At 59.7% G+C, this 18,553-nt stretch carries 15 protein-coding genes; 7 read left to right on the top strand and 8 right to left on the bottom strand.

What is annotated here, in order from left to right; genetic code table 11:
* Positions 1 to 8 precede the first annotated feature (8 nt).
* From YBN1229_RS17225 to YBN1229_RS17255, 7 genes are all read left to right on the top strand, one after another.
* Positions 9 to 764, top strand: a complete 756-nt coding sequence (locus YBN1229_RS17225; protein ID WP_046479422.1) for an SDR family oxidoreductase — start codon at positions 9 to 11, stop codon at positions 762 to 764.
* Positions 765 to 821: 57 nt separating this feature from the next.
* Complete coding sequence (locus tag YBN1229_RS17230; protein ID WP_046479423.1) at positions 822 to 1,250, top strand: hypothetical protein; 429 nt, start codon at positions 822 to 824, stop codon at positions 1,248 to 1,250.
* On the top strand, positions 1,250 to 2,002 hold the full coding sequence (locus tag YBN1229_RS17235) for an SDR family NAD(P)-dependent oxidoreductase (protein ID WP_046479424.1): 753 nt from the start codon (positions 1,250 to 1,252) through the stop codon (positions 2,000 to 2,002). Before YBN1229_RS17230 ends, YBN1229_RS17235 begins: the two co-directional genes overlap by 1 nt.
* A gap of 43 nt (positions 2,003 to 2,045) precedes the next feature.
* Positions 2,046 to 2,945: an AraC family transcriptional regulator gene (locus tag YBN1229_RS17240; protein ID WP_052744054.1), complete on the top strand. Its 900-nt coding sequence runs from the start codon at positions 2,046 to 2,048 to the stop codon at positions 2,943 to 2,945.
* Positions 2,946 to 3,074: 129 nt separating this feature from the next.
* Complete coding sequence (locus tag YBN1229_RS17245) at positions 3,075 to 4,010, top strand: MBL fold metallo-hydrolase (RefSeq protein ID WP_046479426.1); 936 nt, start codon at positions 3,075 to 3,077, stop codon at positions 4,008 to 4,010.
* A 296-nt stretch (positions 4,011 to 4,306) separates the two neighbouring features.
* Complete coding sequence (locus YBN1229_RS17250) at positions 4,307 to 5,137, top strand: alpha/beta fold hydrolase (protein ID WP_046480757.1); 831 nt, start codon at positions 4,307 to 4,309, stop codon at positions 5,135 to 5,137.
* An 83-nt stretch (positions 5,138 to 5,220) separates the two neighbouring features.
* Entirely contained in the window at positions 5,221 to 6,426 is a 1,206-nt protein-coding gene (locus YBN1229_RS17255) for an NAD(P)/FAD-dependent oxidoreductase (RefSeq protein WP_046479427.1), read from the top strand.
* Positions 6,427 to 6,884: 458 nt separating this feature from the next.
* Here the strand turns inward: YBN1229_RS17255 and YBN1229_RS17260 are convergent, their stop codons facing one another.
* The 8 genes from YBN1229_RS17260 to YBN1229_RS17295 all read right to left on the bottom strand — a co-directional run bounded on the left by YBN1229_RS17260 (position 6,885) and on the right by YBN1229_RS17295 (position 18,373).
* The gene (locus YBN1229_RS17260) at positions 6,885 to 7,457 is read right to left on the bottom strand and encodes a flavodoxin domain-containing protein (protein ID WP_046479428.1); all 573 of its coding nucleotides are present in this window, start codon (positions 7,455 to 7,457) and stop codon (positions 6,885 to 6,887) included.
* A gap of 182 nt (positions 7,458 to 7,639) precedes the next feature.
* Entirely contained in the window at positions 7,640 to 7,951 is a 312-nt protein-coding gene (locus YBN1229_RS17265; protein WP_046479429.1) for a hypothetical protein, read from the bottom strand.
* Between the two features lie 12 nt (positions 7,952 to 7,963).
* Entirely contained in the window at positions 7,964 to 8,812 is an 849-nt protein-coding gene (locus YBN1229_RS17270) for a peptidylprolyl isomerase (RefSeq protein WP_082101194.1), read from the bottom strand.
* A gap of 3 nt (positions 8,813 to 8,815) precedes the next feature.
* Complete coding sequence (narI, locus tag YBN1229_RS17275) at positions 8,816 to 9,544, bottom strand: respiratory nitrate reductase subunit gamma (protein WP_046479430.1); 729 nt, start codon at positions 9,542 to 9,544, stop codon at positions 8,816 to 8,818.
* Positions 9,545 to 9,557: 13 nt separating this feature from the next.
* A complete protein-coding gene (gene narJ / locus YBN1229_RS17280) occupies positions 9,558 to 10,307 on the bottom strand; it encodes a nitrate reductase molybdenum cofactor assembly chaperone (RefSeq protein WP_046479431.1) in 750 nt (249 codons plus the stop codon).
* A complete protein-coding gene (narH, locus tag YBN1229_RS17285) occupies positions 10,307 to 11,833 on the bottom strand; it encodes a nitrate reductase subunit beta (protein ID WP_046479432.1) in 1,527 nt (508 codons plus the stop codon). Before narH ends, narJ begins: the two co-directional genes overlap by 1 nt.
* Complete coding sequence (locus tag YBN1229_RS17290; RefSeq protein ID WP_046479433.1) at positions 11,830 to 15,585, bottom strand: nitrate reductase subunit alpha; 3,756 nt, start codon at positions 15,583 to 15,585, stop codon at positions 11,830 to 11,832. Before YBN1229_RS17290 ends, narH begins: the two co-directional genes overlap by 4 nt.
* Before the next feature lie 55 nt (positions 15,586 to 15,640).
* Positions 15,641 to 18,373, bottom strand: a complete 2,733-nt coding sequence (locus tag YBN1229_RS17295) for a nitrate/nitrite transporter (protein WP_046479434.1) — start codon at positions 18,371 to 18,373, stop codon at positions 15,641 to 15,643.
* Positions 18,374 to 18,553: the final 180 nt, after the last annotated feature.

The following is an 18,553-nucleotide window of genomic DNA, read 5'->3' on the forward strand; positions in this document are numbered from 1 at the left end:
GATGTGTCATGAAAATCGTCGTGATCGGGGGGACTGGCCTCATTGGATCAAAGGTCGTCGGACTTTTGCGTGGCAAGGGGCACGATGTCCTGCCTGCGTCTCCGAACACAGGCGTAAACACCATCACACGGGAGGGGCTGGCAGAAGCGCTTTCCGGTGCAAGCGTCGTCGTCGACGTGGCCAACTCGCCATCATTCGAGGACCAAGCTGTGCTGGAGTTCTTCGAGACCGCAGGCCGCAATCTGCTCGCCGCGGAGACGGCAGCAGGCGTTAGCCATCACGTGGCGCTCTCTGTTGTGGGCGCCGATCACCTTTCCGACAGCGGCTACATGCGGGCCAAGGTTATGCAGGAGAAGCTCATTCGTGGGTCGACGATCCCGTATACGATCGTCCGCTCGACCCAGTTCTTCGAGTTTGTCGGGGCGATTACGCAATCGGCTTCGGATGGTACGACGATCCGGTTGTCGCCGGCGCTTCTTCAGCCCATAGCCTCGGATGACGTTGCAACAGCGCTGGCCGCGGTTGCAACGGGCGAACCGGTCTGCGGCATCGTGGAACTGGCAGGGCCCGAGAAGATTCCGCTCGACGCTCTGGTGAGGTTTTACCTGGCGGCAACGGGCGACCGCCGCCAAGTAATTGCCGACATCCGCGCCCGCTATTTCGGCGCTGAGCTCGACGACAGGTCGCTTACGCCTGGCGCACATCCGATGTTAGGCGCGATCCGCTTCGAGGAGTGGCTACTCCGTCCGTCGGGGCGGGGCTGATCTCGTTCGCGTCTCGCAGCCCAATAGCCAGCGGCTTTCCATCGCCAAGAGGCAACTATGCTTAAGACAACCTGTATCTCAGCATCTGTCGTACTTGGGATAGCCACCATCGCTAACGGCACGTTTATGCTGATCTATCCCGAGCGCTGGTACCTTGAGGTGCCTGGAGTGACCACGACCGGCCCCTTCAATCAACACTTCGTCCGCGACATTGGACTGATCTTTCTCCTCGTGGGTGGCTCGTTCCTGCTCGGTGCCGCTCGGTCGCGTCTTAGGGTTGTTTTCTGGGCTGCTCCGTCGCTCTGGCTCGCAGGGCACGCGCTCTTTCACTTTTGGGAAGTGGCTGTCGGCATCTGTGGTCCATCGGCTCTTGCGCGTGACTTTCTGGCGGTGACGCTGCCGGCAGTCATTGGACTCTGCCTCACAGTGTGGGCGATGGCTGAAGCCCGCAACGAAACGTTCGCGACCCTCGGCACGGTGGCGTGATGGGTACACTCGCGGGAAAGGTTGTGATCGTAACCGGTGGAAGCTCCGGCATCGGTCGGGCAGCTGCTCTCGGATTTGCAGCACAAGGCGCAAACGTATTGATCACGGGGCGTCGTAATGGGCCTGTCGCGGAGGTCGCAGCGGCTCACAGCAACATCACAGGCTTTGTTGCCGACGTGGCCCGGCCGGAAGACGCCACCCGCACCGCCGCGCGTGCGACAAACTTGTGGGGCCGCCTTGATGTGCTGGTAAATAATGCGGGTGCTGGAGCCATTCTTCCCTTGGCTGAGGCCACAGCGGATCAGATCGCGAGCATCTTCTCGGTCAATGTGGTCGGGCCCAGTCTTCTGGCCGCCGCCGCGCTCCCCTATCTCGCGCAAAGCAATGGCGCGATTATTAACATCTCAAGCACGTTCGGACACAAAGCGGCTGCCGACCTTTCTCATTACGCGGCTAGCAAGGCAGCCTTGGAGCATCTCACGCGATGCTGGGCTCTCGAACTTGCGCCTCAGGGTATCCGCGTCAATGCTATTGCGGCTGGGCCGACCGAATCGAACGCCCTGACCGGCATGATGGGGCTGTCTCCTGAAGCTGCCGCAGCCATAGAAGCGCAGGAGCGCGAGCACATTCCCCTCAAGCGTCGCGGTGTGCCTGACGATGTGGCGCGTTGGATCGTTTTCCTTGCCGGGCTGCACGCGGAGTGGGTGACAGGTCAGGTCTTCGCCGTCGATGGCGGGCTAAGCGTGACCTGACAATCCCGCCGCAGTTTGAAGCCACCACATGGGGAGGTGTACCATGATCGACGGCGAGGAGGACCAGCGGCGCCGACCCGCCGATGCCGAAATGGCTCGCGTTTTGAAGACTAAGCCACTTAACCTTGTTTCTGGGTCTGACCCGTCCAGCGGTGGAATTGCCCATTGGAAGCATGGTGCCTTGCACGACGTTGTTCAACCGATGGCCGATCATGTGATCATGACGTACATCGACACCATGCAACCCTTGGCGCGACGGACAGGTCGAAGCATCGCGACCGGTGTGGCACGCCCGGGTGTCGTTACGATCATCCCTTCAGGCACAAGTGCGCGATGGGACATCGCAGGTGCCGTCAATGTCGTGCAACTCTATCTTCCTCAAGAAACGATCGAGCGTGTCTCTGCTGAAGCCGACAATGTATCTCCGGCCGAGCTTATGGAGCGGACTGGCCATCTCGACCCGATTACGTCGCGTCTGCTCACCACGGCGGCAGAAGCGCTTGATGGTAACACCACGCTGGACACGATGTTCCGCCAGCAACTGACAGATCTACTGGCAACCCGGTTGTTAGCAGCGCATGCCGGGATTCCGGTTGCACCTCAGCTGGTAACAGGCGGACTGCCTCCGAGAATTCTGCGCCGCGCATTAGAGCGTCTTCGCTCGGAGAGCGACGCAGATGTCTCGTTGGCCGCTTTGGCCGCAGACGCCGGGTTGTCGCGCTTTCATTTCTGCCGTGCATTCAAGGAAAGTACCGGGATGCCGCCGCATGTCTGGCTCCGGCAGTATCGGCTGGAGCAGGCAAAGGCAATGTTGCGTGATCCATCCATGTCGGTCATCGCGGTCGCCGTGGCGCTCGGGTATGCGTCCCAGACGGCTTTCGCGGCGGCATTCAAGAAGCTCACCGGGCTATCTCCCAGAGAATTTCGGCGCCAGGCGAGTTGACAGCAATTGCTCTTCAATCGCCGCAATCGCTCTGGCGCAGCATCTGAGGCGTTTCGCTAAACCATCGGCATGCCCACACACGCGGGGCGAAACGAACTGGTTCAGCGAGATAGCCGAAGGAGAGCTGCAATGTTGAAAGTCGTCACGAACCCAAGAGACACCGCCACACGCTCCGGCGGATCGGCGCCGAGCGAACTGGTTCCGTCGCGCTACGCAGTGCAGGTGGGCGAAATCGAAGTACTGGTGATCAGCGATGGCGTGCTACCGCTCCCAACAAAAATGTTGGGACACAACGCCGACCCGTCCGCGCGGGCAGCTTGGATGGCCGACATGTTCCTGCCGCCGGATGCGTTCGACTGGTCGCTGAACGTGGTCGTGGTGCGCAGCGGTGCGCAGACCATTCTCATTGACGCGGGGCTCGGGTTGGACCCGGATTTGAACCTGCCGCGCGCCGGGCAGTTGATCAAGCGACTGGAGGCTGCCGGCATCGATCTAGGCTCCGTGACCGACGTGATTCTGACCCACATGCACATGGATCACATCGGTGGGCTGCTCATCGATGGGGTAAAGGACCGGCTGAGTCCGGACTTGCGGATCCACGTTGCGGCTGCCGAAATCAAGTTCTGGCAGGCGCCCGATTTCACTCGCGCCTCCATGCCGGCGGGATTCCCGGACGCGCTTCGCGTCACTGCCAAGCGGTTCGTGAATGCGTACCACACCCATCTGCGGCCCTTCGAGGAGACGTACGAGGTGGCGCCAGGTGTGGTGGTCTATCGAACCGGTGGCCACACGCCTGGGCATAGCGTGGTTCGTGTGGCGTCCGGCGGCGAAGCGCTGACGTTCGCGGGCGATGCCGTGTTCGCGGTCGGGTTCGATCATCCCGATTGGCACAACGGTTTTGAACACGACCCCGAGGAGGCGGAGCGCGTTCGGGTCCGCCTTCTGCGGGGGCTGGCCGAGACCGGCGAGATGCTGGTGGCTACTCACCTCCCGTTCCCATCCGTCGGCAGGGTGGCGATCGACGGCGACGCCTTTCGTTGGGTGCCGGTCTTCTGGGACTACTGACCGCGGGATGACCGCATCCACTTGACCAAGTGGTCGATCGGCTTCGGCTGAAGCGGGTCGACCATGTGTGCCCGTTCTGCCCGGTCTGCTCCGGCAGCGCCGCGGGAGATTGGTCCATTGATCACATTTGCCCGCCACTAAGGAGAAACCTGATGGACGGACATCTTTCTTCATCCATGGCGACGCGGCGCGAGATCCTCGCGGCCAGCGTGGCTACCACAACGGTCAGCCTATTGGCCACAAAAGGCGTCGCTGCAACTTTCCAACCCTCTTCTCAAACCGAAGGATTTCGCTCGATGAACACGATCACCAGCAAGGATGGCGTCCAAATCTTTTACAAAGATTGGGGACCGGAAAATGCACAACCGATCGTCTTTCATCACGGCTGGCCGCTGAGCTCAGACGACTGGGATGCGCAGATGCTCTTCTTCGTCGGCAATGGCTATCGAGTCGTTGCTCACGATCGTCGCGGGCACGGCCGCTCGAGCCAGGTCGGCAACGGCCACGACATGGACCACTACGCTGCCGACGCCGCGGCCGTTGTCGAGCATCTCGACCTGCGCAATGCGGTTCATATCGGACACTCGACCGGCGGCGGCGAAGCCGCGCGCTATGTCGCGCGCCACGGCAACGGCCGCGTGGCGAAGCTGGTGCTGATCGGCGCCGTGCCGCCGATCATGGTCAAAACTCCTGCCAGCCCCGCCGGACTGCCGATCGATGTGTTCGACGGTCTACGCAAGGAACTCGCAGCCAATAGATCGCAGTTCTATCTCGAGTTCGCGAGCGGACCCTTCTACGGCTACAACCGCCCCGACGCGAAGCCATCGCAGGGTGTCATCTGGAACTGGTGGCGGCAGGCCATGATGGGGAGTGCCAAGGCCCAGTACGACGGCATCAAGGCATTCTCCGAAACAGACTTTACTGACGATCTAAAGGCCATTGCCGTGCCCACGCTCGTGATGCACGGGAACGATGATCAGATCGTTCCGATCGCCAACTCCGCGCCCCTGTCGGCCAAGCTTCTGAAGAATGGTGTGCTCAAGATCTACGAGAAGCTGCCTCACGGCATGTGCACGACGCACTCCGATGCCGTTAACGCCGACCTGCTGAAGTTCATCACCGACTGACGAGCGCAAAACTCTGCACGATAGCCAACTCCGTTGCAAAACGGAGAAGAGAGGCGTGCGGCCCAATTGAACGGAGAAGTCCCTTGAGATTAGTCATCATCGGTGCCGGATTTGCCGGCATGTATGCAGCTCTTTCTGCAGCTCGTCTTCGCGACATTAGAGGCTTGGCTCCCGAGGAGCTTGAGATCATGCTGGTTGCGCCTGAGCCCACCCTCGTGGTCCGGCCGCGCCTCTATGAGCCTAAGCCGGAGACATTGACAGCTCCGCTGCTCGACGTCTTGAAGGCGACAGACGTCACGTTTCTGCGGGGAACAGCCGAAAGCATCGACACAACGTGCCGCTCAGTCGTGGTGGCCACGTCCCACGAGGGACGCAAGTCCATCAGCTATGACCGCCTAGTCGTCGCGACCGGCAGCCGGCTGTTTCGGCCGAACGTACCGGGCCTCGCCGAGGACGCATTCAGCGTTGACAGTTTGGAAGATGCCATTTCACTAGACCGCCACCTCAAGAGTCTTTCGAGCCGGCCGGCATCGGAAGCTCGCAATACGGTGGTCGTCGCAGGCGGCGGTTTCACGGGTATCGAGGCGGCGACGGAGATGCCCAGCCGGCTGCGTGAAATCTTTGGCAAGGATGTCAACACGCGCGTGATTATTGTCGAGCGCAACCCAGCAATCGCCCCCGACATGGGCGCCGGTCCGCGTCCGCTAATCGAGGATGCGCTTCGCAAACTCGGCGTCGAAACCAGGCTCGGAGCAGGCGTTGCGGCGATCGACGAGACGAGTGTCACGCTTTCCAATGGTGAACGCATCGAAGCCGCGACCGTCATTTGGGCAGCAGGAATCCGCGCAGCTCCTCTCACCGCCCAAGTGCCAGGCGAGCGCGACAACTTTGGTCGCCTCGTCGTTGACCGCGAGCTGCGCGTCGTCGGCGTTCCCGGCGTCTTCGCGACGGGAGATGCTGCAAAAGCTGTTTGCGACGACGACGGCAACCACGCGCTAATGTCGTGTCAACACGCCACGCGTATGGGCGCCTTCGCCGGCAACAACGCCGCGGCCGAGTTGCTCGGCGAAGCGCCGACTCCCTATCACCAGAAGGCCTATGTTACCTGCCTCGACCTTGGAGAGGCAGGCGCGCTGTTCACGCGCGGCTGGGATCGCAACGTCGAGCACGTTGGCGCTGACGCGAAGAAGATTAAGCAGGAGATCAATACGGTTTGGATCTATCCGCCGAAACCCGTGCGCGCTGCGGCCCTCGCGTCTGCCGATCCGCAGCGCGTTACTGATCTCTGACCCAGCCCTGACACTGTCGTACCAAGTGAAGGCCATTGCTATGTTTCGAGAAACCCAGCGTTTGCCACGCCACTCGCCAATCCTGCGTTTCCCACCCTGTTCCTATTAACTCGGACGCCTTGCGCCGGGCGGTGTCTGAAGGTGACTGGCCGGCTCAGTGAAACCCAATGTTCGGGTTCAGGTCTTCGAACCTCGCTTCCCCCAGCGAGTAGATTGCCACCCTGCAGCTTCCCCCCGGCTGCAATACGATAGGGTGCGCAATGCGGCCGGCCCTCCCCTCGCGGCCGGCCGCCATCACCTACCTAATGGGCACGACTTGTACGGTGGACGCGGTCGAGTCGATTGTCGCGGGAACCAGCGGATTCTTTCAGAAGCGCACGTCAGCGAGGTTGACATCGACGGTACCCGCAGTCCTCAGCCAAGTCTGCCGCTAACGATTTGATATGGTCGGCCCGCTGCTAGTTTTTGCTTGCAGTCGGAACAGGGCTCGTTCTCGATCGGGCTTTGGTGTGTTGCAAAAAACGATCGATGAACTCGTTTACTTCGGACCAGTCAGTAAATTCATGATCGTGACCATCGACGATTTCCAGCCTGTCCTTGAAAACGGCATGCCTTAGAATCTGTTCCTTGAAGAAGTCATACTCTGAGTAGCGCAACGCACCGGCGACCTTGATGTAGTACGTCGGATGCCAGCCGGTGTTTTCAAAGAAATAATCGACGTAGTTCTGCGCGTCAGTTCCTCCGTTGCGGAAGGCCGAGGAGAGACTCACGGACACAAACGCCGACGGAATATCTTCGAGCAGGGCACGATGCGCGGCGACGAAATCTCGTACAGAAATTTGGTGCAGCGCTTGATGTACGGAAGACGCCACGATAACAGCATCAAACACGTCGACGGCCAGATGACGCGGACGGCACTCAGTGTCGTAGAGAGTGCTCTCTTCGCCGCGATTGCGAATGCGTTCGGCTATTCTTTCCGCGATCTTGCGTGTCTGACCTTCTACAGATCCATATGCGATGAGGACCTTCATTAGCACCACTCTGCGCGATGCATCCTTGCGGCAGTCAGAATAGCAAACAGGTGCATCGCTCTATCTGGAAAACGAATTCGCAGTCGTTTCCGCACCGCAAATGAGCGGCTTTCTAGTTTCGGCTTTAAGTTAAACAGGCCTAGTGTTTGCCGACCTTGATCCCTGTCAAATGTCGGTCCCAACTAGGCCTGCCCCTCGCTGGTATCGGCGCAACCACCGCCGGGCATACAAGTGGTTTCGAGAATCGCGCGCAGACAATTTCCCCCGGGGTTTTTCGAGCGGCTCGACGTCATCATTACGGCCATCCATGTGTCAGCATCCGCGGTCGCAGAGAAGTGGCTGATCTTTCGCCTCAAATAAGCGCCAAGCGCCGTCTCTTCTGCCGCCGCTAGCTCTTGAATGCGCACTATAAATGCGATGTCGCCAATCGACAGCAGCGCTTCCGTGGCTGCAGCCTCATCGTCGAGCTGCTTTATGAGATCCCCGAGGAGCATGTCGCCTGTTCCCTAATACACCCGGACGTCCGTGGGGGTTAGAAAATCAACGCCTTCCAGTTCTGCTGTCGCGGCAAGGCACGCCAAGTACTGCGCGGTTGCCTGGCGCCGGCTGCGCTCGCTGAGATAAGCCGCGATACGTTCCTCGACCATCTCGAAGGGAAGCACACCCCCCTCAATGCGTCGGTCGAGCCGGATGATATGCAGGCCGTAAGGCGTCGCAACCGGCTCCCGCGTCATTTCTCCAGGAACCAACTTGAACAGTGCAGCTTCAAATCCAGGTGTCGTGTCTCCGCGCGATATTTGACCGAGGTTTCCCCCCGTCTTGGCCGAGGTGCAGGTTGAGTAGGTCTCGGCAAATTGACCGAATAGTTCGGGTCGAACGGACAGAATTTCGATTAGTTGATCGGCAAGGGTGCGTGCCGCAACGAAGGCCTCTACATCATTCTGGTGCGCCGCAATCAGGATGTGCGCCGCCTCGAAAATGTCGGGTGAGCGAAAGCGCGCGCGATTGCACTCGTAGTAACGCCGGCAAGACTCTGTGTCGGCCGTCGGCGTCTTCACCTCTCTCTCGATGAGCTGGCGGATCAGCGCCTCGTCGTCGGTCTCTCGACGTCCTTCCTCGTCCGTTTCCGGCTCCGGCTCAATCTCAAGCCGTCTTGCCTCCTGCAGTATCAACTCGCGCAGGGCGAGGCTGCGGGTGGCCTCCTTCCATGCTTGCAACGGCGTCGCGGCCGTATGATGCTGGACCTCCCGCGAGATGGCGGCGGCGGGGATTGAGACGCCGTTGACGCTGACCTTCGCGCTTTGCGCTGCACGAAACGGCAACGCCGGATCTTCGGCCTTATAAACCGTTGTCATTGGTCATCTACTTCGCTGGCTCGATCCTGCGACGGCGCTCTGACGTTGGGGCCGGCTCGTTCTGACAATCTGATAACCTTTGCGCCCAAGATACCCGACTGGCGCCGACCAGATATGGACGAGCCGTGAGAACGGGAACAACAGGAAGATTGTCATGCCGAGCACGAGGTGAGCGAGGTAGGGCCACTCAAGCCCTTTCAGGTAATTGTCGACATTTGGCTCTAAGGTCAGCACGCCCTGGGCCCAATGCGAAAGTTTGAGCATCGTCTCCCCATCCGAATGCTGCAGCGAGTAGGGCAGTGTCACGAGCCCGAGGGCAAGCTGCACCCAGAGTATGGTCAGGATCGCCATATCCATCGTCGTCGAGGTAATACGGATACGCGGGTCAAACAGCCGGCGATGGAGCAGCATGGTCAGTCCGACGAAGCAGACCACACCGGCGATGCCGCCGGCCGTAATGGCAATCATCTGCTTCTGCTCTATGGTGATGAGCTTCGTGTAAAGCCAAGTGGGTGTTAGAAGGCCAACGAAGTGGCCGACGAACAGAAACAGGATCCCGAAGTGGAACAGGTTGGAGCCGATAATAAATTGGCGGCGGCGCAGAAGCTGGCTTGAGGACGCACGCCACGAATACTGATCACGCTCGAAGCGGAACAGCGAGCCGACGACGAAGAAGCCCAAGCAAACGTAAGGGTACCAGACGAACAGAAGGTGGAACAGCATATCGCGCATCGCAGCGGCTCCTTTAGATGCTCCGGGAACCGGAGTGGGTGATTATGGTGCGAGGCTGCGGCTGGACAACCTCCATGCCCGGCGCTGGCCGGCTTCCGGCGCGGAGCTTCGGGATCAACCGATCGCCGCCGCATTGCGCATCCGCGGACGGACCGAATCGTACTTCCTCGTCCTGCCAGGCGGCATCCAGCGACTCCAGATCATTGGGATCGATCTCCGGTTCGCCGACGAGCTGACGTACTTCCGCCGACCTCGGATCAGCCTTCGCCAGCTTGGCGAGCACATCGAAAACCGCCGTGTAGATCGATTTGCGCCGCCTCAATCGTTCTGCAAGCGCGGCAAAGATGTGCGCAGGTTGGCCGACTAAATCGAGCGCTTCGGTAAGCGGTTGTGTTGCCAGAAACTCAAGGAACAAAGGTAGGTAGTCGGACAACTCGTTGGAGCTGATCTCCAGGCCAGCTCTCTCGTAAACCGCCTTCAGGTCAACCATGGCCTGACCGCGGTCGCGGCTCTCGCCATGTACGTGCTCGAAGAGGTGTAATGACAGTGAGCGCGTACGATCGAACAGAAGCACGTAGCGCTCCTGAAGCTCGTAAAGATCGCTGGCGCTGAGTTCTTCGACGAGGGGTATTAGCGCCTTGATCTCTCGTGGTCGCAAGAGCCGCTCTTCTTTCAGGACACCTGCCATGATCGGTGCGGCAGCGACTATTTCCTCGGTCGGATAGCTTAGCAGTGTCGAGAGAACTTTGAAGGTCTTTGCCATTACACGGTCTCCGTGGTTCTCTTGGGCGCCTTGTTGCGGCCGCCAAACATGTTGACGTCCGCCGTCCGTCCATCGGAACAGTCCCCGCCGAACGTAAAGCCGCACGATCCGCGTAAATCGTAGGTGTCCTCCCCTAGCTCGCGGTGCGTTGTCGGGATCACGAAGCGGTCCTCGTAGTTGGCGATTGCCATCACCTGATACATGTCCTCGATCTGATTGGCTTTGAGGCCAACGCGCCTGGCGATTGCGTCGTCTATGACGCCATCGATTGTCTTCGCGCGCATGTAAGAGCGCATGGCGAGCATGCGTTCGAGCGCCTGCGCCACCGGCTCTTCGTTACCAGCCGTCAAGAGGTTGGCGAGATAACGCAGAGGAATGCGTAGCGAGCGAACATCCGGCATCTCGCCGTCCGAGCCCATCTTGCCTGCCTCCGCCGCGGACTGGATCGGCGATAGCGGCGGCACGTACCAAACCATCGGCAGCGTGCGGTACTCCGGATGCAAGGGGAAGGCGACCTTCCACTCCATCGCCATCTTCCAGATCGGCGAGCGGCGCGCGGCTTCGAGCCAGCTCTCAGGCACACCATCGGCACGTGCCTGCGAGATGATCTCGGGGTCCTGCGGATTGAGGAAGACGGAAAGCTGCGCTTCGTAGAGCGCCTTCTCATCCGGGACGCTTGCAGCCGCCTCAATGCGGTCGGCGTCATAGAGCACGACGCCTAGATAGCGGATGCGCCCGACGCAGGTCTCCGAGCACACCGTCGGCTGGCCGGCCTCGATGCGCGGATAGCAAAGGATGCACTTCTCCGATTTGCCGCTCGACCAGTTGAAGTAAATCTTCTTGTATGGGCAGCCCGACACGCACATGCGCCATCCGCGGCACTTGTCCTGGTCGATGAGGACGATGCCGTCCTCTTCGCGCTTGTAAATGGCACCTGATGGGCAGGCTGCGACACACGCCGGATTAAGGCAGTGTTCGCACAGCCGCGGCAGGTACATCATAAAGGTGTTTTCGAACTGTCCGTAAATTTCCTTTTGGACACCTTCAAAGTTGTAGTCGGCTGAGCGCTTTGAAAACTCGCCGCCTAGGATCTCCTCCCAGTTCGGTCCCCACTCAATCTTTTCCATCCGCTTGCCGGTGATCAGCGAGCGCGGTCTTGCCGTTGGAGAGGCCTCGAGTTCCGGCGTCTTCTGGAGGTGCTCGTAGTCGAAGGTGAATGGCTCGTAGTAGTCATCGATTTCGGGCAAGTCGGGGTTGGCGAAGATCTTTGCCAGTACCCGCCATTTCGACCCGATCTTGGGCTGGAGCTTGCCGTTCGACTTGCGCACCCAGCCGCCGTTCCAGCGCTTCTGATTCTCCCAATCCTTGGGATAGCCGATGCCTGGCTTGGTCTCGACGTTGTTGAACCAGGCATATTCCATGCCCTCCCGGTTCGTCCAAACGTTCTTGCAGGTAACAGAGCAGGTGTGGCACCCGATGCATTTATCCAGGTTCAGCACCATTGCGATTTGAGCGCGGATTTTCATTCAGCGGCCTCACGGGATTGAGTGGTAACGACTGGGGCATCGGTGTTCGGCCGCTCGAGCCAGTCCACCTTGCTCATTTTGCGCACGACCACGAATTCATCGCGGTTCGTGCCGATCGTGCCGTAGTAATTGAAACCGTAGCTCTGCTGGGCGTAGCCGCCGATCATGTGCGTTGGCTTGACGACGGCACGCGTTACCGAATTGTGTATGCCGCCACGCTGGCCGGTCATTTCGGAGCCCGGCACGTTCACGGTTTTCTCTTGTGCATGGTACATCAGGCACATGCCGTCCTTCACGCGTTGCGAGACGACAGCACGTGCCACGAGGGCGCCATTGGAATTGAAGGCTTCAATCCAGTCGTTGTCGACGATAGCGGCTTTCTTGGCGTCGTTTTCGCTGATCCAGACAATAGGCCCACCGCGGCTCAAGGTCAGCATCAGCAGATTGTCGGTGTAGGTCGAGTGGATGCCCCACTTCTGGTGTGGCGTGATGAAGTTCAGGACCACGGTCTTGTTGCCGTTGGGCTTCGCGTCGAGCACCGGTTTGACGGCTCGCGTGTCGATTGGGGGGCGGTATACACACAACCCTTCGCCGAATGCTCGCATCCAAAGATGGTCTTGGTAGAGCTGTTGACGGCCAGTCAATGTGCGCCAGGGGATCAGCTCATGCACGTTCGTGTAGCTGGCGTTGTAGCAAACCTTCTCGCTCTCGAGCCCCGACCAGATCGGCGAAGAGATGATCTTGCGCGGCTGGGCGACGATGTCGCGAAAGCGGATCTTTTCATCTTCCTTGGGCAGTGCGAGGTGTGTGTGATCGCGGCCGGTGGCCTTCGATAGGCTTTCCCAAGCCTTGACCGCTACTTCGCCGTTGGTTTCGGGCGCGAGCGACAGGATTACCTCGGCGGCATCGATATCGCTCTCAATTCGTGCAAGGCCCTTCGTCGGGCCCTCTTCCGTCACCTCGCCGTTAAGGCGCTTCAAAAAGTTCACCTCGTTCTCCGTGTTCCACGACATGCCCTTGCCGCCGTTGCCCATTTTGGACATCAGCGGCCCGAGCGCCGTGAAGCGCTTGTAGAGGTTGGGGTAGTCGCGCTCGACAAGCGTTACGGTCGGCATGGTCTTGCCGGGCACCGGCTCGCACTCACCGCGGTGCCAGTCGCGCACGTCCGTGGCCTGTGCAATCTCGGCTGGCGTGTCGTGCATGATTGGGGTCAGTACGACGTCCTTCTCAATGCCGAGCACCTCGGGTGCCACGTTGGAGAATTTGTTGGCGATCGCCTTGTAGATTTCCCAGTCGCTCTTTGCTTCCCACACCGGATCGACCGCGCCCGTCAGCGGGTGAATGAACGGGTGCATGTCGGAGGTATTGAGATCATTCTTCTCGTACCAAGTCGCCGTCGGTAGTACGATGTCGGAGTAAACGCACGTCGTCGACATGCGGAAGTCGAGCGTGATCAGGAGATCGAGCTTTCCTTCTGGCGCCTCGTCGCGCCAAGCCACCTCTTTGGGCTTTTTCGCACCCATCTCACCCAAGTCCTTACCCATCACGCCATGGCTCGTGCCGAGCAGGTGCTTCAAGAAGTACTCGTGGCCTTTGCCTGACGAGCCGAGCAGGTTCGAGCGCCAGACGAAAAGATTGCGGGGCCAATTCTTGGGGTTGTCGGGGTCATGACAGCTCAATTTGAGCGCGCCGGACTTCAACGCGTCGGCGACGTAAGTCGGCGCATCCTTGCCGGATGCCGCCACCGCTTTGCCGACCTCGATTGGGTTGGTTTCCAGCTGTGGCGCCGACGGTAGCCAGCCCATGCGCTCGGCGCGGACGTTGTAGTCAATGAGCGCCCCGTCCCATGGGCCAGGCGGTGCAGTTGGCGAGGTAATGTCACCGACATTAAGCGTCTCGTATCGCCACTGATCGGTATGGGCATAAAAGCACGAGGTTGAATTCTGCTGACGCGGTGGGCGGGCCCAATCGAGCGCGAAGGCGAGTGGCAGCCAGCCTGACTGCGGGCGCAGCTTCTCCTGCCCGACGTAGTGCGACCAGCCGCCACCCGACTGACCGACGCAGCCGCACATGACCAGCATGTTGATGACGCCGCGATAGTTCATGTCGGAGTGATACCAATGGTTCATCGCAGCACCTATGATCACCATAGACCGGCCGTTGGTCTTCTCGGCGTTCAGCGCGAACTCGCGTGCCACCTGGATGATCTGGTCGCGCCTGACGCCAGTGATCGCCTCGGCCCATGCCGGGGTATAGGGTTCGTTGTCGTCGTAGCTTTTTGCGACGTGCTTGCCGCCGAAACCGCGGTCGACTCCGTAGTTGGCGAGGAAGAGGTCGTAAACGGAGGCGACCAAGGTCTCGCCGTCCTTGAGCACGAGCTTCTTCACCGGCACGTTGCGCGGCAGAATGCTCGGGTGATCGGTGCCGTTGAAGTGGTCGTGCTCAATGTTGCCGAAGTAGGGGAACGCGACAGCGGCAATGTCATCCCTAATTCCTGCGAGTGAGAGGCGCAGCTTGGTTTCGGCGCTCGCTGCCCTTTCCTCAAGGTTCCACTTTCCCTTCTCGCCCCATCGGAATCCGACAGCGCCGTTGGGTACAACCAGATTGCCGGACGTCTCATCAAATGCGACCGTCTTCCACTCCGAATTATTCTTCTCGCCCAGCTCTTCAGCGAAATCGCTAGCGCGTACAAAGCGGTCCGGCACAAGATGGTCGTCACGTTTCACGAGCCGGACCAGCATTGGCATATCGGTGTAGCGGCGGGCGTAGTCCTCGAAGTACGCGACCTTGCGGTCGACGTGGAACTCTTTGAGGATGACGTGACCCATGGCCATGGCAAGCGCCGCATCGGTCCCCTGCTTCACGCTGAGCCACATGTCCGCGAATTTCGAGGCTTCGGAATAGTCTGGACAGATGACGACGCTCTTCGTCCCCTTGTAGCGAACCTCAGTGTAGAAGTGAGCGTCGGGGGTGCGTGTCTGCGGGACGTTCGAACCCCACAGAATTAGGAAGCCGGCGTTGTACCAATCGGCACTCTCGGGCACGTCCGTCTGCTCGCCCCATGTCTGTGGGGAGGACGGTGGCAGGTCGCAGTACCAATCGTAGAATGACATTGCGACGCCGCCGAGCAGCGACAGGTAGCGCGAACCCGCCGCATAGGACACCATTGACATTGCCGGGATCGGCGAGAAGCCAAGGATGCGGTCCGGGCCATAGCGTTTGACGGTATACGCATTGGCCGCGGCGATGATCTCGGTCACGTCATCCCAGCTGGCGCGCACAAAACCGCCAAGTCCGCGCTTTCTCGTATAGGCAGCGCGCTTTGTCGGGTCTTCGACGATCGAGGCCCATGCGGCAACCGGCGTGCGAATGGCGCGCTCCTCGCGCCACAGCTTTAGAAGCCGCGAGCGCACCAGCGGATATTTGACGCGATTTCCGGAGTAGAGATACCAGCTGTAGGAGGCGCCGCGGGAGCAGCCGCGTGGCTCATGGTTTGGCAGATCAGGACGGGTGCGTGGATAGTCTGTCTGCTGCGTCTCCCAGGTAACTATGCCGCCCTTCACATAGATCTTCCACGAACATGAGCCCGTGCAGTTCGCCCCATGCGTCGAGCGGACGATCTTGTCGTGCGCCCACCGCTTGCGATAGCCGTCCTCCCACGTGCGGTCCTCACGGGTGGTGATGCCGTGGCCATCCGAGAACTCGTCGACGACGCGGTTGAAGAACGTGAGGCGATCGAGAATGTGGCTCATCTGGTAGCTCCGATATGGCGGGCTTCGGCCGTCTTGCCCAACGTCCGCGCAATGATTATTCCGCTGGTTGTGGGGAAGCGGCCGTTTTCCCGCGCTCGATGTCATGAAGCATTCCGCCGGGACGCGTGTAGAACCACCACGTCACCAGAACGCACGTCACATAGAAGGCCATGAAACCCCACAGTGCCGCCTCCGGGCCGCCGGTTATCACTATCGATGAGCCGTAGGCCTTCGGGATGAAGAAGGCCCCATAGGCTGCAATCGCCGAGGTGAATCCGATAATGGCTGCGCTTTCCCTCTCCGCTTGACGCAGTCTCTCCTCGGCAGGTTTTTCGGGCATCAGGCGCCCGATCTCGGAGCGCATGATGATCGGGATCATTTGGAAGGTTGATGCGTTGCCGACGCCCGTCGCCAGGAACAGGATCAGGAACATTGCGAAGAAGCCCCAGAACGCGCCCGGCTCTTCTTTGATACCCAGGAAGTAAAGCACTCCCGCCACTGCGGCGATCATCACGATGAAGACCCAGAAGGTCACTCGGCCGCCGCCATACTTGTCCGAGACCCAGCCTGTGGCTGCCCTGGAGAGAGCACCGACCAGCGGGCCAAGGAAGACGTACTGCAGCGAGTCGACAGCCGGGAACTGGTTCTTTGCGAGGAGTGGGAAGCCCGCCGAATAGCCAATGAACGAGCCGAAGGTGCCGACATAGAGCCAGCACATCACCCAATTGTGCTTGCGCTGGAAAATTACCGACTGTTCAGCGAAAGAGGCTTTCGCATCGGCAATGTCGTTCATGCCGAACCATGCAAAGATCGCCGAGGCTATAATGAACGGCACCCAGATGAAGCCGGCGTTTTGCAGCCAGAGCAGTTTACCGTCTGACAGTGTTTGCGGCTCACCTCCAAGCGCGCCGAAGACGCCTGCCGTTATCACGAGCGGCACAATAAACTGCATGACGCTGACGCCGGCATTGCCGAGGCCGGCATTAAGAGCCAGCGCGTTGCCTTTTTCAGCCTTCGGGAAGAAGAAGCTGATGTTGGCCATCGACGAGGCAAAATTGCCACCGCCGAAACCGCAGAGTAGTGCCAGCACGAGGAAGATGACGTAGGGTGTTTGCGGGTCCTGCACGGCATAGCCGATGCCGAACGCCGGGATCAGCAGCGAGGCCGTCGACAGCGATGTCCAAAGTCGACCACCAAAAATCGGCACCATGAACGAGTAGAATATGCGCAGTGTCGCGCCGGAAAGGCCCGGCAGAGCTGCTAGCCAGAAGAGCTGATCTGTCGAGTAGGTGAAGCCGATCGCAGGCAACTTGGCGACAACGACGCTCCATACCATCCACACCGCAAACGCGAGCAACAAGGCCGGGATCGAGATCCAAAGGTTGCGGCGTGCAATGGTCCGACCTTTGCTCTCCCAGAACTCTTTGTCTTCCGGTCGCCAATCCTCGATGACACCAGCTAGCGCGCCACGATGCTCCGGCCGATGGATCTCTGTCATCTCCGGCAGCTGCGGCAGAATCTCTGGCTCGGGGGCGCGCGCTCTGCGCTCCATCGCAAGGATCGCGAAGTGCATCCACGCGAGCGAGATGCTGGCGATGGCGAAGAGTAGCATAAAGCTGCTGGTCCATATGCCCGTCAGGTCAAGCATGACACCGAACATGATCGGTAGGATAAAGCCCCCAAGCCCACCTACGAGTCCGACCATGCCGCCGACTGCGCCGACGTGGTTGGGATAGTAGACGGGGATGTGCTTATAGACCGCTGCCTTGCCCAGGCTCATGAAGAAGCCCAGTACGAATACGAGGATCACGAATGGCACTAGGCCTACACTCGTCGAGAAGGTGATCGGGCCGCGAATGCCATGAATGACGTAGTCGGTGTTCGGGTAGGACAGCATGAAACACACCACCGCCGACACGCCAAACGTCCAGTACATCACCTTACGGGCGCCGATCCGATCCGAAAGGTGGCCACCGTAGGCGCGGAAGATACTCGCCGGCACAGAATAGAAGGCGGCCAGAATGCCGGCGGTCCGGATGTCGAGTTCGTAAACACCGACTAGATAGCGCGGCAGCCACAGAGCCAAGGCGACGAACGCACCGAACACGAAAAAATAATAGAGCGAGAACCGCCACACCTGCAGCCGTTTCAGTGGATCTAGTTCTAACAGCGTGCTGCGTGCGCTCTCCCCACGCTGTCGCCGAGCGCGCAGTACCGGGTCATCTTTGGTTGCGAACCAGAAGACGGCGGTCATGATCACCAGCCCTGCGGCCCACACTTGAGCCACCACGGTCCAGCCGTAGGCGACCATCACAAAAGGTGCCAGGAACTTAGTCACGGCTGCGCCGACGTTGCCGGCGCCGAAGATCCCGAGTGCCGTCCCCTGCTTTTCCGACGGATACCAGCGGGAGACGTAGGCGATGCCGACGGCAAATGAGCCGCCTGCGAGTCCCACCCCGAGGGCGGCCAAAAGCATCAACTCGTAGGTCGTCGCGTACGATAAAAGGAAGGTCGCAATGGCACCCAGCACCATCGTCGTTGTGAATACGACGCGGCCGCCGTATTGGTCTGTCCAGATGCCGAGGAATATCCGGCTCAACGAACCGGTTAGAATAGGTGTTGCTACCAGTAGGCCGAACTCGGTATCGCTAAGTCCCAGCTCTTCCTTTATGCCCACACCGATGATTGAGAAAATTGTCCAAACCGCAAAGCAGACAGTGAAGGAAATGGTGGACAGCCAAAGCGCCCTGCTCTGGTCGCCAGGATCCACGGTAGGCTGAGTATTCATGTATCAAGCACCCCACTTGAGGTCGCCGGAAAAAAACTCGGCACGACAAGAATTACGTTTGGGGAAATGCTTTTCGTTGATCGAGATCAACTTGTTAAAAACTACGCAGACAAAAGAAATATTAGTCGCTTCTTTGTGTCCTGAGTAATGTAAAAGCAATTTTGTAATTGATATTGTTCA

It is taken from the genome of Candidatus Filomicrobium marinum (genome assembly GCF_000981545.1).
Taxonomy (GTDB): Bacteria; Pseudomonadota; Alphaproteobacteria; order Rhizobiales; family Hyphomicrobiaceae; genus Filomicrobium; species Filomicrobium insigne.

Coding starts and splice junctions, on each gene's coding strand:
- YBN1229_RS17225 (WP_046479422.1), top strand. CDS start 9: ATGAAAATCGTCGTGATCGGGGGGACTGGCCTCATTGGATCAAAGGTC.
- YBN1229_RS17230 (WP_046479423.1), top strand. CDS start 822: ATGCTTAAGACAACCTGTATCTCAGCATCTGTCGTACTTGGGATAGCC.
- YBN1229_RS17235 (WP_046479424.1), top strand. CDS start 1,250: ATGGGTACACTCGCGGGAAAGGTTGTGATCGTAACCGGTGGAAGCTCC.
- YBN1229_RS17240 (WP_052744054.1), top strand. CDS start 2,046: ATGATCGACGGCGAGGAGGACCAGCGGCGCCGACCCGCCGATGCCGAA.
- YBN1229_RS17245 (WP_046479426.1), top strand. CDS start 3,075: ATGTTGAAAGTCGTCACGAACCCAAGAGACACCGCCACACGCTCCGGC.
- YBN1229_RS17250 (WP_046480757.1), top strand. CDS start 4,307: ATGAACACGATCACCAGCAAGGATGGCGTCCAAATCTTTTACAAAGAT.
- YBN1229_RS17260 (WP_046479428.1), bottom strand. CDS start 7,457: ATGAAGGTCCTCATCGCATATGGATCTGTAGAAGGTCAGACACGCAAG.
- YBN1229_RS17265 (WP_046479429.1), bottom strand. CDS start 7,951: ATGCTCCTCGGGGATCTCATAAAGCAGCTCGACGATGAGGCTGCAGCC.
- YBN1229_RS17270 (WP_082101194.1), bottom strand. CDS start 8,812: ATGACAACGGTTTATAAGGCCGAAGATCCGGCGTTGCCGTTTCGTGCA.
- narI (WP_046479430.1), bottom strand. CDS start 9,544: ATGCGCGATATGCTGTTCCACCTTCTGTTCGTCTGGTACCCTTACGTT.
- narJ (WP_046479431.1), bottom strand. CDS start 10,307: ATGGCAAAGACCTTCAAAGTTCTCTCGACACTGCTAAGCTATCCGACC.
- narH (WP_046479432.1), bottom strand. CDS start 11,833: ATGAAAATCCGCGCTCAAATCGCAATGGTGCTGAACCTGGATAAATGC.
- YBN1229_RS17290 (WP_046479433.1), bottom strand. CDS start 15,585: ATGAGCCACATTCTCGATCGCCTCACGTTCTTCAACCGCGTCGTCGAC.
- YBN1229_RS17295 (WP_046479434.1), bottom strand. CDS start 18,373: ATGAATACTCAGCCTACCGTGGATCCTGGCGACCAGAGCAGGGCGCTT.